Raw genomic sequence first — 13398 nt, 5'->3', positions numbered from 1 at the left:
AGTGTGTACAAGGAGCGCATTATGAAAACGGTCGGACTAGTCGTTGAATACAACCCCCTGCATAACGGACATCATTATCATTTCCAACAATCGAAAATAGAATCTGGAGCCGACGCCGTAATTGCTATTATGAGCGGCAACTTCCTACAGCGTGGTGAGCCTGCTATGGTTAATAAATGGGCTCGTGCTGAAATGGCTCTGCGTATGGGAGTAGATCTAGTACTTGAGCTTCCTGTCGCCTATTCAACACAGCCTGCCGAATGGTTTGCATTCGGTGCTGTCTCTGCTCTGGATTCAACCGGTGTAGTCGACAGCCTGTGCTTTGGAAGTGAGAGCGGCGATATTCGTTGGCTTCACCGTGTCGCCAATGCTCAATTCGAAGAATCCATCCAGTTCCATGAGCTTCTTCAGAGTGAATTGAAGGCAGGTATCCCTTATCCCGCCGCTTACGGAAAAGCTGTAGCCCGATATGTTCCGGGAACCGATGAAATCGATCTTGCCAAGCCTAACAATACGCTCGGCCTCCATTATCTCATAGCCCTTAAACGTTTGCATAGCCGTATTGTACCCCTCACCATAACACGTCAAAAAGCAGAATACAATCAGACAGACATTACGGATCAGCAAATTGCTAGCGCGACTGCTTTAAGGCACATGCTCTTTGAGCAGCAGTCGCTCGAAGACATAGCACCTTTTGTGCCGACAAGCACCCTAGAAGTGCTGCGGCGCGAGTGGAGCAAAGGTCATGCCCCTATTGGATGGGAGCACTATGCCAAGCCTCTTCTGCTGCAGCTGATGAACCATAGTGCTGGTGAGCTGGCTCAGTATCATGAAGTCACCGAAGGACTCGAGCACCGCATTAAACAGTCTCTGTCCTCTCTTACGACGAACACACAGCATACAGTTGAGGACTTGATAGGATTGCTTAAAACAAAGCGTTACACACGTACAAAGCTGCAGAGGATGCTTCTGAGAATTTTACTTAACCATTCAAAGCCTAAGCTGTCAGCTGATGTTCTTGGACATGGAGTCCCTTACTTAAGGGTCCTTGGATTCAGCGATAAAGGTCGCGAGCTGCTCAGAATAATGAAAAAAACGGCGAGAGTTCCGATCGTTACCAAAGTAACTTCGTTGTCCGAACCTTCGCCGATGCTTGATTTAGATATTCAAGCCACATCTGTTTACTCGCTTGCCTATCCTTCAGCCTCCGAGCGAGACCTGTTCCGGGACTATTACGAACCTCCGGTGCAGATTTAACTTGATTTTGCGGCTTTGGGCGGAAGAGTGTTCATATACTGCAGCGCATCTTCCAAAGTTCCTACAGGAACGATTTTCATGGAAGTATGAATGTCTTCCGCCCTCTTGACCGCATCCGTGTAATTATTAACCCGTTGCTTTCCATCCGGAGTCACATAATCTTTTGGGGCAAAAAATATTTCGGCTCCAGCTTTGTCTGCCGCAATAATTTTGTGTTGAATCCCGCCGATAACTCCTACGGTCCCTTTTTCGTCAATTGTCCCCGTTCCAGCAACTCTATACCCTTTTGTAATATCCTCAGGGGTCAGTTTATTGATAATTTCCATAGTAAACATCAGTCCAGCTGATGGCCCTCCGATATCGCCCGCTCTAATTGTTACTTGCTTCGTTTCGTCATCCGCTTTTACACTCTGCACATTTGCAGGCACTACACCAAGACCTACTCGACGGTTTTCTTGACTTGAACCTTCGTCAGGCGGGAGCAGAGCCAACTGAATAGATTCGGTTTTTGTTACTTTTTTCCTCTTGTAGGTGATGGACACCGAGTCGCCTTCTTTTTTGCTTTTCAAAATCGATTGAAGCTCTTCTTTTGCATGAATCGGCGCGTCGTCCACTTTTACGATGTAGTCACCTGATTGAAGCACCTCATGAGCAGGAAAATCTTTAAACACCTGAACGATAAGCACACCATCGGTGGTGATTTTATAAGGAATGCCCAGATTATGATAAGCCGCCTGAATAGCACTTGATTGAGAAGAGAGCATGTTCACTTCCTGTCGCTGTGAATACTCTTCCTCGGACTCATTCTTTTGCAGCAGCTCCGTTTTCAAATGCAGCTCCTCATAAGGACGAATAAACGAAAGCAAGTAGCTGAATACCGTAGCATCGCTCACTCTTACCGTCGTTAACATAAAGGTGCCTTGCTCCTCATAGTTGTTATTCTGCTTTACATGAACCATTGGTTTTATAACTTCAGCCGTACCGGCAGAAAAAATAAATAACGGAAGCGGCATAAAATACACACCGTATACAAGTGCAATTGCAATAAAAACGGAAACGACGACTCGTGAAGCACGTTTCATATGTCTGGTATCTTCCATCTTTCTCCCCCTCAAGTCCGTATGACTGAAGGCCTTTTGCTAACAGGCTTTCTTTGTAGGGTTGACCTGCTTGGTCTAAACCATACGGACAAAGCGTAAACATGTACCATCCTATAAATCCGGAGTTGGTCTCTATGGCTAGTACGAAACCATTATCCTCTCCGCGCCTAACTACAATGATCTTAGGCTGTTTGGCGCTGCTCTTGGTGATCAGTATTATTTTGTTTCCCGATCAAGCTTTCAAATCTTCGCTGCAGGGCTTAAAGATTTGGTGGGAGCTTGTGTTTCCTGCGCTGCTGCCTTTTCTCATCATAACCGAAATTGCTCGCGGTATGGGTGTTATACATGCCTTAGGTGCCTTGCTTGAGCCGCTCTTACGCCTGCTGTTCCGATTACCAGGCATTGCCGGATGGGCTATTGCCATTGGCTTCACAGCAGGCTCACCTTCAGGAGCCGTCGCTGTAGGTAGCATGAGAAAAGACAAGCTCATCAGCAGAGAAGAAGCCGAGAGGTTACTTACTCTAAGTCATGTATCCAGTCCCGTATTCCTTGTATCGGTTGTTGGTGTCGGCTTTCTGCATAATGCCCAAAGCGGTTTTATCCTTGCATTACTCCATTACGGCTCCGCTCTTCTGCTGGCTTTGTGGCAGCGTTTAACACTCACCAAGCAGCACACAAACTTGACAGGTGAAGAGAAACGTGCAGTCTCGCCGTCGACGGAAGAAAGTAGCGGTATATTTAGCCGCAGCGTTATGGCATGGCGGACAGCACAAGCTAATGACGGACGAACTTTCGGCAAGCTGCTCGGAGATTCCGTCCCCCATGCAGTTCAACAGCTTCTGGCAATCGGCGGTTTAATAATGATGTTCTCCGTAATTGTCCATGCAGTTTCACAAAGTAAAATTATTCCTGCTATAGGATTTGTACTATCCGCTTGCGGTATCACAACTTCGGAACAAGCGGTAGCTCTGTTAACCTCACTGCTGCCCGGTTTGTTCGAGGCCCATTTAGGCGCTTATTCACTCGGACAAAGTCAAATCATCCCGGATTCGTGGCAATATGCTCTGCTAAGCGCTTTATTCGCCTGGGGAGGGCTATCGACTCATGCCCAAGTTAAAAGCTTCACACTCGGGACGGACATTCGTTACTCTTCCTTTTTGAAATCACGACTGATTCACGCCGCCATTTCTTTCATAGCTACAAGCGCATTTTGGAAGCCGTTGAATGCATTGTTCAGCGAGCCGCAGCTTACTTGGCTCCCATTCTCAACGCAAGCTGATAGCCCCACAAATTGGAATATGCATTATGTAAACATGTGGCCTTTATTAAGTAAGTCTATGTTATGGTTTAGCGGCATTTTGTTACTCATGCTGGTTCTTTCCGTATTCACAGCTTTCGTGTTTCGTCATGCCCGACGCGATTCCAATAACTAGCTGCGCGGATATTTGGTGCGAAGCGCCTTCTCCACATCCTCTGGGACAAGATCAGCGACAGGACCGTGAAAACGAGCAATTTCTTTTACGATGCTGGAGCTTAAATAGGAATATTGAGGCGTTGAAGTCATGAAAAAGGTTTCAAAGCTCTCGTCCAGCTTTCGGTTCGTTGAAGCCATTTGCAATTCGTATTCAAAATCAGAGACTGCTCGAAGACCGCGCACTATAAGATGCGCGTTTTTTTGCTTCATATAGTTGATAAGCAAATCCCGAAAATTGTCGATCTCGACGTTAGGTAAATCCTTCGTTACCTTTTTGAGCAGCTCTGTGCGCTCCTCAACAGTGAAAAGCGGGTTTTTACTGGAATTGTTCAAAACGGCTACAATCAGCTTATCAAATACCTTTGCAGCGCGGTGAATAATGTCCAAGTGCCCGTTTGTAACCGGGTCAAAGCTGCCGGGATATACAGCGATTTTGATCTCAAAGCGTTCTGTACTCATCATTTCAGTCAACTCCTCCAACAAGTGCACGCAACACCATTACTCTTGCGAACTATTTTTATAAATTGTAACCGCCGTGTCGCCGTATTCGGCTCTTCGAACCCACTGCAAACGGCCGATCGGATCTTGGTACACATCCTCGGCATCGTGCTCCACAACAATAGTTGCATGTGGATTCAACATATTGGCTTGATCAAGCTGTTCGATCAATTCTTGAACTACTTTTAATCGATACGGGGGATCCAAGAAGACAAGATCGAACCTGGCTTCCCGCTTCATAAGCGCCTTCAATGCTCGCGTGGCATCATTGCGGTAGATCTCCGCTTGCTCCGTTAGACCACTCACCTGCAGATTTTGCCGTATGGTGTCGATACTTTTTTTGTCAATATCGGTCAAAACGGCTCGATCCATCCCTCTGCTGAGCGCTTCAATACTTAATCCTCCTGTCCCTGCGAACAGGTCCAGTACATGTCCGCCATCGAAATACGGACCGATCATGCTGAAAATAGCCTCCTTCACCTTATCGGTGGTAGGCCGTGTGCCCATGCCAGGTACAGCCTTAAGCGACCTTCCCTTGGCACTCCCTGATATGACTCTCATTTGTTTCCACCTTCTACTGGATAGTAATGCTATCGTACCACAAACGTAAACTTTTGCACAAAATTTTCTGAATTACGTATAGATTATTCTAATTGTGTCTATCCTTATATCATCGACATCCGAAAATGTCGTAGACAACCGCGGAGAAGACTTACGTTCCCCATAAGCTCTTCGTCCGGTTTCTCCTCTCCCATGAATGAGCCTCGTCGTGAGACGGGGCTCAGTTTATTTTTTGTATCAAGCACAAAAAAAATCCCTGAAATCGTCGATGGCAGTCGACTACAGGGATAAACGTGATATATGTTGAATGTGGGATCAACACAATTTATTCTAAGGCATATATGTTAATGGAAAATGAACTTAACCTTAAAAAAACCTGAAAATACTCAGAAACATTTTCCAATTGGACGCTCTCTCTTTAATTTACACTCCTTTTCGCATGATTCTGAAGAAGAATGCAAATACTGGTAAGAAACGTAAAAGGAGTCTTCATTATGTGCGATCGTTACACACTCACAGCAGATTTGTCCGAACTCAGCGACCGATTCCGCGTCTCCAAAACCATTTTTTACTATGCTAATCAACGCAGTATGAAGCCTCAGCAGTCCATAGCCGTCATCTCGGTAAAAAATCATGAACGTACGCTCGATGAATTTCGATGGGGCTTAATGCCTTTTTGGGCGCAGGATTCCATTCTTGCCGACTACCAGTCAATTTTTGATAAACGGGCATTTGACCATCTTCTCAAGCGGCAGCGTTGTATCATTCCTGGGAGCAGCTTTGATAGAGTCACCCCCTTAAACCGAAAGGAAGAAAAAGTTAGCCGTTACATTGTGCATGAAGGCCGAACGTTCGCTATGGCCGGTGTTTTTGATGTATGGTGCGGTTCCTTTGGAGAAGAATTGAGAACATGCTCCATTCTTACTCGAAAAGTTCGAAACAAGGATACAGGAGAGTTCGAAACTGTGCCTCTTATTTTGAATGAAGAACAAAGCGATACTTGGTTGGACACCGATTTATTCGATAAGAACGCATTGTATCGTTGGATGAGATCACTGGAGAGCCCCACACTACGTGAGCTTCCTGCATCTTGGTGGGATCGGGCCGATAGTTGGGAGCCAGAGGAAGACGGTATCGCCAGTCCAAGTATAGTATAAAAGCGAAGCCCTAATGAAAAAGACCCGCCGATGCGGCAATGTCATTAAGTTAAGCTAAGAGACAAGATCGGGAAAACAAATGAAATCCGAGAAACGGCATGGGAAAAAGTCCTATGCCGTTTGTTTTTTGTGCAAGCAAGGAAAAAAGCGTACAGCAAACAAAGCGGATGGCATATCCGCTTAAAAAATGTTCATGTGAACCGAATTATGCTACTCTATAAACGAAGCTAACGACTGATTTCGAGCGGATTTTGCGCGTATTCTTCTGCCCTGGGCGAATGGGTCGAATCGGCAAAATGTTTTTGCGAATCAGCGCTTCAACATCGGGCAGGGGTTCATCGTCCCGTGAGCGCAGGAAATGTCTACAAACATGAACGGCGACCGTGAAGTTGACTTGGTAGGAGTGCCGTTTATCCATTTTCGAAATGACGACGTGCGAGGTCATCATTTCAGCGAAATTGTACATGATCATTCTTGCGAAAATCTCTTGGACGATGGACTCTTGTCTCTTTGCGTGAAAATGCGTCAGACCGACGGTGTATTTTAATGCCCTAAAAGAAGTTTCAATGCCCCATCGCATGTTATAAATGGACTTGATTTCATCGGGTGGGAAATCAGCGGCAGAAAGATTCGTAATGACGGTTTCATAAGCGCCACTGGGCAAGACGAAACGAACAACCCGAAAGGAAATCGGGTAAAACAAGTTCTCCTGCAAATCCAAAAATCAAATGTAGACGTGGAAGGGACGAACTTGTACATCTCGGGACGAGCCTTAACCGCTTTGGTTTGTTTTTTGGTGAGGGTCAGATGAACGTCCCAATCAAACGCTCCGCTAGTAGGCAAACGCAAACCCGAAAGAATACCATTGGAGTCCAAATCCTTTACCCGTATAACATAGTTCCAACCTTTGCGTTCAATATGCGCGAAATTGTTGTAACTTTCATAACCGCGATCGGCAATCACAATGGTTTTGCCCTTGATGGGGGAACGGTCAACCATAGTAGCCAGCGCCCTTCCCTCGTTCCACAACCTTCGTGGCTGAACAAGGGCATCCACGTAAAGTCTGTTGCACAAGTCATAGGCTGCGTTCAAGTGCAGAAGGTTAAAGCCTTTCGTGTTCGGTTGACTTTGAAAATAGGTGTCCGTTTCCTCAGAGTCCGTTGCGATATGCAAATCCGAGCCGTCAACGGCAAGTAATCGATACCCTCGGTAGCACTTGATATCCGCATACGATTGCGTAAATGCGTGAAACAAGAATTCCACAGCAGACGGCAGGATTTTATTTCTTTGTTGGACAAAAGCAGAAGTGGTTGCAGTGTTTACGTCATAGCCCTGCGATTCCAAGAGTTCCTTATAGATGCTGTTGCCTCCCATGGAGATCAGGAGCTGCATAACCGTTTCAAAGGGCAGCTTTTTCTTACGGGTAAAATCCTTTTCAGGATTTTTGACATAAGGTGCTGGTGCAGCTGACATTTCTCGTATGAGGGATGTCAGCGTTTTTTTAAGCGAATTCGCGTACGTATCCATTAGCGAAACCTCCTCGTTTTTTCAAGGGGCTTCGCCACATACTTTCAACTACTTGTCAAGTCTTATTTGAAAATTCGCACAAAAAAGAGCAGGCTATCTTTTCGATAGCCTGCTCTTTTTCTTGATTTTGGCCCTGCGCCTTAACTTAATGACATTGGCCGATGCGGGTCTTTATTTATGACGAATACGCCCTAATTTATCAGGATTCAATATGAAAAATATCGACTTTACGGAATCAGACTGGGGAGTAGCACCAAAACAGATAGCGAGTTTAGGACGACCCTCTTGAATCAATAACAGCCCTTGATCTCCATTGATTCGAACCTCAAGAAGTTCACCCCCAAAGGAGCCTTTGCTCTGAATCCCTTCCAGAAAGGCCTGTATGCGATCTTTTCCGAAGATCGGAAATACGGCAGCGCGTACTTTCCCTCCACCATCGCTGACAAGCGTAGCCTGCTCCGTCAACAGATGGACAAACCCTTCAAAATTGCCGGTTCTGACACCTTTCATGAAGGCTTGCACGTATAGCCCGCTGCTCTTCTGAACATCCGTTACAGTTGTTGGATTATCACCTTGGTTCAATTTTTGCTTTACACGGCTAAACATTTTTCTGCAGTTTGTCTCCGATTTATCAAGAATTTCAGCCATTTGCGAATAATCGTAGTCCAGCACTTCTCTAAGCAAAAAAATGGCCCGTTCCATCGGGGAGAGCTGTTGGAGCGTCACGAGAATAGCATAAGACACGCTCTCTTCTCTCATTACCTGTTCCTCAGGACTTAAGCTTGTGTCATACACTTCTATGTCCGGCTCAGGCAGCCATGGGCCTGTGTAGACTTCTTTTTGTTTCCTGAAGGATTTTAAATGGTTCAGGCATCGGTGGGTCACGGTCTTGAGCAAATATGCCTTGATACTGCGAATATCCTCCATATGCCCACGCTGCAAAGCAACGAAAGCATCTTGAACGATATCCTCAGCATCTGTATACGACCCTAACATGCGGTAAGCTATAGACAGGAGAAGCTTCCGATGTTCTGTATAAGCAAGTTCCAATTCAGTCAAACGGGCTGCCTCCTATCCACTTACGTATCTCTAGACTAGTAACTGATTAGCGAAGCGAGAAGCAATCCTGTCGCCAAACTAAGGCAAAATGAAAAGAGGCCAACAGAAATATTACCTTTAGGAATTTCCACAACGACTTTAAACGGCGTCAGCAGCTCGAACAAATAAAACACAATCACTTGAAAGGCTATACCGATAAGTCCCCATACAATCAAATCAACGAGCCCGAGAGAGTGATATACAGCTGAAGCGAGAACTAGGGTTTGACCTATGATTTTACCTCCAAGGTCGTAAGCCGATGCCCGTGCCGCCGCCGCTTTGGAAGGATCGGAGAGATCGCCCCCCTCACGAATCAACTTGAACTCACTATATGGCGTTGTTATAGTAAATAGAAAAATACCTAGACCTAATAAAGGCACAGTTACTCCTAAGTAAATCAAAAAATTAAGTATTGAATCCCACTGCGTCACACCATTTCCTCCTTCTCTAATATACCTGCAGGCAAATAATATGAAATATTGTTTGTGATATGACCGCCTACCCTTGCTATGACAGCTGAAGGTTTGCCGCTTATGAGAAAACATCCCCATAATAGGCGTCCGTTGGACTGCCCTTTCAATGTTTCAATATGAATCGAAGGCAGTTCTATGTATTGTTGGTAAACCATGGGTTGATCCAAGTATTCTTCTTCTCCGCTTTCCGAGAAAACATTGCCATCGGAACCTACAATGGTGACTCCGCTTCCTTCGCGACCATAAATCGGCTTAATCACGTAAGGGATAGACGTATCGGTAAAACGGTTTTCTAAATATGTCGGCAGCATATATGTCGCTATGACCTCATGCTCCTCAGCAGAATAAAATTGCCCAGCCTCATGCAAATTCCAGATGAGCGCTTGCAGCGCTTTCGTCTGCGCAGTAAAGCCTGACGGTGGGTTCACTATTGCCAGCTTTCCTTCGGCAATGAGGCGTAGGACATGCTCCCCTGTAGGATAGCCGTCCTCATCCTTATCTTCCGCCAGCTTCTCCAATGCATGCAGTCGATACAGCACATCGACAGGCGTCATGGAACCTGAATCATGAAGAACCCATAAGCGCTCATCAGCTACACGCAGATCGGAAAGCGGGACAAATGAAGCTTGAAGACCGGACTGCGCAAGCAAATACCGTGTTGTTCCGGCATCTTCTTCGTGCCAATCGAGTGCACTAAAGAATATATGCTCGACCGGATACTGAGCCTTACCATAAGCATCCACAGCCTCCTGAAACGCTTCTTTCAGCATTATAGTACAGTTAGCGTTCGGATCCACTGCTCCATAAGCGTCACACACGACTCCATTGACGTAAAAGCTTCAACTATACCCGTAGGGGTATCACTGTTGAATTCAAGCATTTTGATCTGCCCGTTATTTACGGCAAAATCAAAGCGGCCAATCACGGTCGGAGAAGGCATAGTATCGTTGACCTGCAAACGGATAGCAGCAAAAGCCGCTAATGGGATTCCAAGCTCTAGCAGCAGCGCATCATCTGCTTGCCGGACTATGTTAACGGTTTTGGCAAACACACGCCCTAAGCTTTCCGCTGCATCTCTCATTTGTCTAAGGACCTCTCGGTCTAGCTTATAAAGACTGGCCAAAGCATATTCTTCTTCGTACATGCAATCCCATACAAAGACTCCTTCAGTCTTGAGTGGTCCATAGAGAGCTTCCCTACGCTCAGGGTAGGGCAAGCTAGCTATTTTATTATTCATATTCATGACTGCCACCTGCTTTAACTTGAACTGGAGCCGCTGGTGCTCCCGATTCCACCATGAGAGGAAGAACCTTGTGATATTCCAGAAGAGCCTTCCGAAGATCCTGATTTGCCGGATGTCCCCCCATAATAGCCACGGGTGGATGAACCGCTGCTTCCACTTCCATTATCGCAATAACCGTCGCCGTTTTGATCTACACAATTAGAATTTGCCGCCGTGTTCGAACACCCTGTCGCCGCTATAAGAGAGGCTGCAACGAATAGAGTGACGAGCTTATTTGTTTTTCCATTCTTTTTTTGTTCCAATCTAACTCCTCCTAATCGGTTATCTGCAATAACAAAGTGTTAGACCTTGTTATATGAATAACAGGTTTGTAAGTCTGCTATTGAATACAATCCGATAAACAGACTGGAGTTTATGTGATATGACGATATACGAATTTTTGCTTCTTTTCTTATTGTTCTGGCTCTGATTGAACTGCATAATAGACAAAGGTTGCCCTGTCTTCATCAATCTCAGCAGACGTGCGATACCATTCCTGACCATCTACGTATAAATAATTAGCCGTAAGATAGAGCATAACATCCAAGCTATCCTCAAAATGATATGTATGTATCAATCTATAATCCGTTGTAAACTCTTTGAACTCCCGGAGTTCCATAGTAAAGCCTTGCCTCATCTCAGAATCCGGTTTATTCCACGACATGACCTTCTCATCTTCCGCCGGCTTAACATAGATCACATAACATGAGTCCTCAATCGCGCTGGATGTTTTTTCGTATACTTTTCCTTCCTTAACTAAATAATCGCATGCAAAACGTAATGCCGTTTCATCTCTCTCAATTTGGTCATAATAGTACAGCAGAGGAAAATCTTCTCCGCCTTCCTCGAACAAACGATACTCCAAACGTGCCACAATAAACTTCCCCTTCCAATTGATCCTTATTCTAATAAACTCTAAAGTAATACGCACTGCAAAGAAAAAGGGTTCGTAGGACATATTCCCCATTTTTAATATTACCGGAAGCGTTAAAGAACGTGCGTTCTCTTATCATAACATTGAATGTAACATTTCTACAAACGATTTTAATCCTAAAAAGAGCTTTTCTCCCAAAGAAGAAAAAGCCCTTTTATCTGCCTTATACCATAGATAGACGTCCATGCCTACCCATGCTAATATACTTTTGAGGTGAATAGAATGCATTTACATAAAGGTGAGATCCTGTTTAGACAAGGAGAGACAGGACCTCTATATCAAGTGGCCTATTCAAAATTATGCGTGTGCATGAGGACGGAAGTCCCTTCCTTGTCAACATTGTCGTGCCAGGAGAAACGATTCCTCATCACTCTTTAATCAGTCCAAAAGATTACCATGGTACGGCAGTTGCTCTTGTCACAAGTGAGGTGGAAATGATTTTGCCTGGTCAATGGTACAATGAACTGGAAATGAATCCATCAAAATGCCGCGACATTGCGCTCCAGTTACAAAGCAAACTAAGAATGATGCAGCAGAGAATCGATCATTTGACCCTCGTAACTCCTTTCGAGAAGCTTGAAAAGCTCGAACAATGGTTTGCAGAATATATTTCTCCCTTGTCCATTAAAGATATTTTGACCCAAGAGGAAATCGGCCAATTACTGGGACTAAGACGTGAAACCGTCAATCGATTATACCGTACCAAGCAAAGTTAGATAGTTTAATGTTACTGGGCCGATGTTGCAGTTTCTATTGGATGTTCTACCAAACTACCTGCTGGACCAAAGAACTCGTAGTGTAGGTTTTCATCCTTAACTCCCCACTCCCTTAACATGCGATTTACAGCCTTCATAAAAGGAATCGGCCCGCAAAAATAAAAGTCAGCGTCCTGGTCTGATAGTACCGACTTCAGCCATGGCAGATCGATATACCCCTCTTTGTCGTAATTTCGCGCTTCCCTATCCGTCTCGGAAGGATCTGAGTAGCATACATAGGAATGAACCTGTTCATTCTTACTTGCTAGTTCAGCAACATGCGCTTTCATAGCATGAACGTGACTGTTCCGGGCAGCATGAACAAAGGTTACTGATCGAAGCAGCTCTTGTTCCGCGATTGAGTTCAGCATGCTCACCATAGGAGTCAAACCTACACCACCACTGATAAATACTATCGGTTTATCGTCTTTCTTCAGTGTAAAATCACCGGCCGGGACAGAAAGCTCCAGTATATCGCCAACTGAAACGTCACGATGCAAGTAATTGGATACTGTACCTGCTGGCTTCCCATCTATCGCTTCTTCTCTTTTCACCGAGATTCGGTAATACGGTCTTCCCGGTGCATCAGACAAGCTGTACTGACGTATGTGAGTATAGGTTTGCCCTGGTATAGTAAGCTTGACACTAACATATTGGCCTGGCTCAAACCCAGTTATCTCCTGTTGATCCTCAGGCACCAGATAAAACGATGTTATAACGTCACTTTCCTCCACTTTGCGTTCCACAACAAAACGTCTGAACCCTTGCCAGCCCCCAGCTTGTCCTGCGGCATGATCATACATTTCTTGCTCTGTTTGAATGAACACATCCGCTATGACTCCATAAGCTTCCGCCCAAGCGGAAATGATTTCATCCGTTGCCGCCTCACCAAGAACATCTTTAATAGCTTCTAATAAATTTTGACCGACGATAGGGTAATGCTCCGCTTTAACGCCCAAACTGCAATGTTTTTGAGCTATCTGTTTCACTGTTGGCAGAATAGCGGCGAGATGATCAATATGAACCGCCGCGGCATAAACCGCGTTGGATAAAGCCGTTTGTTGTCGGCCCTGCTTTTGATTCGTATGATTAAAAATATTCAACAGCTCGGGATGACGTGTGAACAAAAGCTCGTAAAAACGTCTCGTAATAGCGGTACCGTGAACTTCCAAAACGGGGACTGTAGATTTAATTATTCGTATGGTTTGTTCGCTCAGCATAGGATCGCCCTCTCTTCAATTCATTCTGTTTCTGCTTTCAGTATAGTAGAGAAGAGCGGATC

At 45.2% G+C, this 13398-nt stretch carries 13 protein-coding genes and 2 pseudogenes; 4 read left to right on the top strand and 11 right to left on the bottom strand.

The annotated features are described in order from the left end of the window. Positions 1 to 21 precede the first annotated feature (21 nt). Complete coding sequence (locus tag QMA13_RS12720) at positions 22 to 1257, top strand: nucleotidyltransferase (RefSeq protein ID WP_282941747.1); 1236 nt, start codon at positions 22 to 24, stop codon at positions 1255 to 1257. On the opposite strand, the gene QMA13_RS12715 is transcribed toward QMA13_RS12720, so the two are convergent. Next, complete coding sequence (locus QMA13_RS12715) at positions 1254 to 2357, bottom strand: SepM family pheromone-processing serine protease (RefSeq protein ID WP_282941746.1); 1104 nt, start codon at positions 2355 to 2357, stop codon at positions 1254 to 1256. The two genes, QMA13_RS12720 and QMA13_RS12715, sit on opposite strands and share 4 nt — an antisense overlap. 134 nt (positions 2358 to 2491) lie before the next feature. Between QMA13_RS12715 and QMA13_RS12710 the strand changes: the two genes are divergently transcribed. Continuing rightward, a complete protein-coding gene (locus QMA13_RS12710; protein WP_282941745.1) occupies positions 2492 to 3790 on the top strand; it encodes a nucleoside recognition domain-containing protein in 1299 nt (432 codons plus the stop codon). Here QMA13_RS12710 and coaD read toward each other — a convergent pair. After that, positions 3787 to 4293, bottom strand: coding sequence for a pantetheine-phosphate adenylyltransferase (coaD, locus tag QMA13_RS12705; RefSeq protein ID WP_481858166.1), 507 nt, complete (start codon positions 4291 to 4293; stop codon positions 3787 to 3789). The genes QMA13_RS12710 and coaD overlap by 4 nt on opposite strands. Before the next feature lie 36 nt (positions 4294 to 4329). Continuing rightward, positions 4330 to 4890: a 16S rRNA (guanine(966)-N(2))-methyltransferase RsmD gene (gene rsmD / locus QMA13_RS12700; RefSeq protein WP_282941744.1), complete on the bottom strand. Its 561-nt coding sequence runs from the start codon at positions 4888 to 4890 to the stop codon at positions 4330 to 4332. 494 nt (positions 4891 to 5384) lie between these two features. Here rsmD and QMA13_RS12695 point away from each other — a divergent pair, with 494 nt between their 5' ends. Beyond that, a complete protein-coding gene (locus QMA13_RS12695) occupies positions 5385 to 6047 on the top strand; it encodes an SOS response-associated peptidase family protein (RefSeq protein ID WP_282941743.1) in 663 nt (220 codons plus the stop codon). 205 nt (positions 6048 to 6252) lie between these two features. On the opposite strand, the gene QMA13_RS12690 is transcribed toward QMA13_RS12695, so the two are convergent. The 7 genes and pseudogenes from QMA13_RS12690 to QMA13_RS12660 form a co-directional block, all read right to left on the bottom strand. After that, positions 6253 to 6627, bottom strand: a complete 375-nt coding sequence (locus tag QMA13_RS12690) for a transposase (protein ID WP_481858165.1) — start codon at positions 6625 to 6627, stop codon at positions 6253 to 6255. Next, a complete protein-coding gene (locus tag QMA13_RS12685; RefSeq protein ID WP_282941741.1) occupies positions 6591 to 7574 on the bottom strand; it encodes a transposase in 984 nt (327 codons plus the stop codon). The genes QMA13_RS12690 and QMA13_RS12685 overlap by 37 nt, the downstream gene beginning before the upstream one ends. A gap of 171 nt (positions 7575 to 7745) precedes the next feature. After that, positions 7746 to 8633, bottom strand: a complete 888-nt coding sequence (locus QMA13_RS12680; RefSeq protein WP_282941740.1) for a sigma-70 family RNA polymerase sigma factor — start codon at positions 8631 to 8633, stop codon at positions 7746 to 7748. Between the two features lie 35 nt (positions 8634 to 8668). Then, a complete protein-coding gene (locus QMA13_RS12675) occupies positions 8669 to 9103 on the bottom strand; it encodes a DUF350 domain-containing protein (RefSeq protein ID WP_282941739.1) in 435 nt (144 codons plus the stop codon). Then, positions 9100 to 10388 (bottom strand): annotated as a pseudogene (locus QMA13_RS12670) (glutathionylspermidine synthase family protein). The gene QMA13_RS12675 and the pseudogene QMA13_RS12670 overlap by 4 nt, the downstream one beginning before the upstream one ends. 14 nt (positions 10389 to 10402) lie before the next feature. Continuing rightward, entirely contained in the window at positions 10403 to 10690 is a 288-nt protein-coding gene (locus QMA13_RS12665) for a hypothetical protein (RefSeq protein ID WP_282941738.1), read from the bottom strand. 149 nt (positions 10691 to 10839) lie between these two features. Next, positions 10840 to 11301 (bottom strand): hypothetical protein, encoded by a 462-nt coding sequence (locus QMA13_RS12660; protein ID WP_282941737.1) that lies wholly within the window; start codon positions 11299 to 11301, stop codon positions 10840 to 10842. A gap of 282 nt (positions 11302 to 11583) precedes the next feature. Here QMA13_RS12660 and QMA13_RS12655 point away from each other — a divergent pair. Further along, a pseudogene (locus QMA13_RS12655) lies at positions 11584 to 12077 on the top strand (Crp/Fnr family transcriptional regulator). Positions 12078 to 12088: 11 nt separating this feature from the next. Here QMA13_RS12655 and hmpA read toward each other — a convergent pair. After that, positions 12089 to 13336 (bottom strand): NO-inducible flavohemoprotein, encoded by a 1248-nt coding sequence (gene hmpA, locus QMA13_RS12650; protein WP_282941736.1) that lies wholly within the window; start codon positions 13334 to 13336, stop codon positions 12089 to 12091. Positions 13337 to 13398 lie beyond the last annotated feature (62 nt).

Origin of the sequence: Paenibacillus sp. RC67, from assembly GCF_030020805.1 — a bacterium.
GTDB lineage: Bacteria > Bacillota > Bacilli > Paenibacillales > NBRC-103111 > Paenibacillus_S.
Note: the sequence above shows the minus strand (reverse complement) of the source record. Positions and strands in the feature narration are given on the sequence as shown.

Coding starts and splice junctions, on each gene's coding strand:
- QMA13_RS12710 (WP_282941745.1), top strand. CDS start 2,492: ATGGCTAGTACGAAACCATTATCCTCTCCGCGCCTAACTACAATGATC.
- QMA13_RS12695 (WP_282941743.1), top strand. CDS start 5,385: ATGTGCGATCGTTACACACTCACAGCAGATTTGTCCGAACTCAGCGAC.
- QMA13_RS12685 (WP_282941741.1), bottom strand. CDS start 7,574: ATGGATACGTACGCGAATTCGCTTAAAAAAACGCTGACATCCCTCATA.
- hmpA (WP_282941736.1), bottom strand. CDS start 13,336: ATGCTGAGCGAACAAACCATACGAATAATTAAATCTACAGTCCCCGTT.
- coaD (WP_481858166.1), bottom strand. CDS start 4,293: ATGATGAGTACAGAACGCTTTGAGATCAAAATCGCTGTATATCCCGGC.
- rsmD (WP_282941744.1), bottom strand. CDS start 4,890: ATGAGAGTCATATCAGGGAGTGCCAAGGGAAGGTCGCTTAAGGCTGTA.
- QMA13_RS12715 (WP_282941746.1), bottom strand. CDS start 2,357: ATGGAAGATACCAGACATATGAAACGTGCTTCACGAGTCGTCGTTTCC.
- QMA13_RS12690 (WP_481858165.1), bottom strand. CDS start 6,627: ATGCGATGGGGCATTGAAACTTCTTTTAGGGCATTAAAATACACCGTC.
- QMA13_RS12720 (WP_282941747.1), top strand. CDS start 22: ATGAAAACGGTCGGACTAGTCGTTGAATACAACCCCCTGCATAACGGA.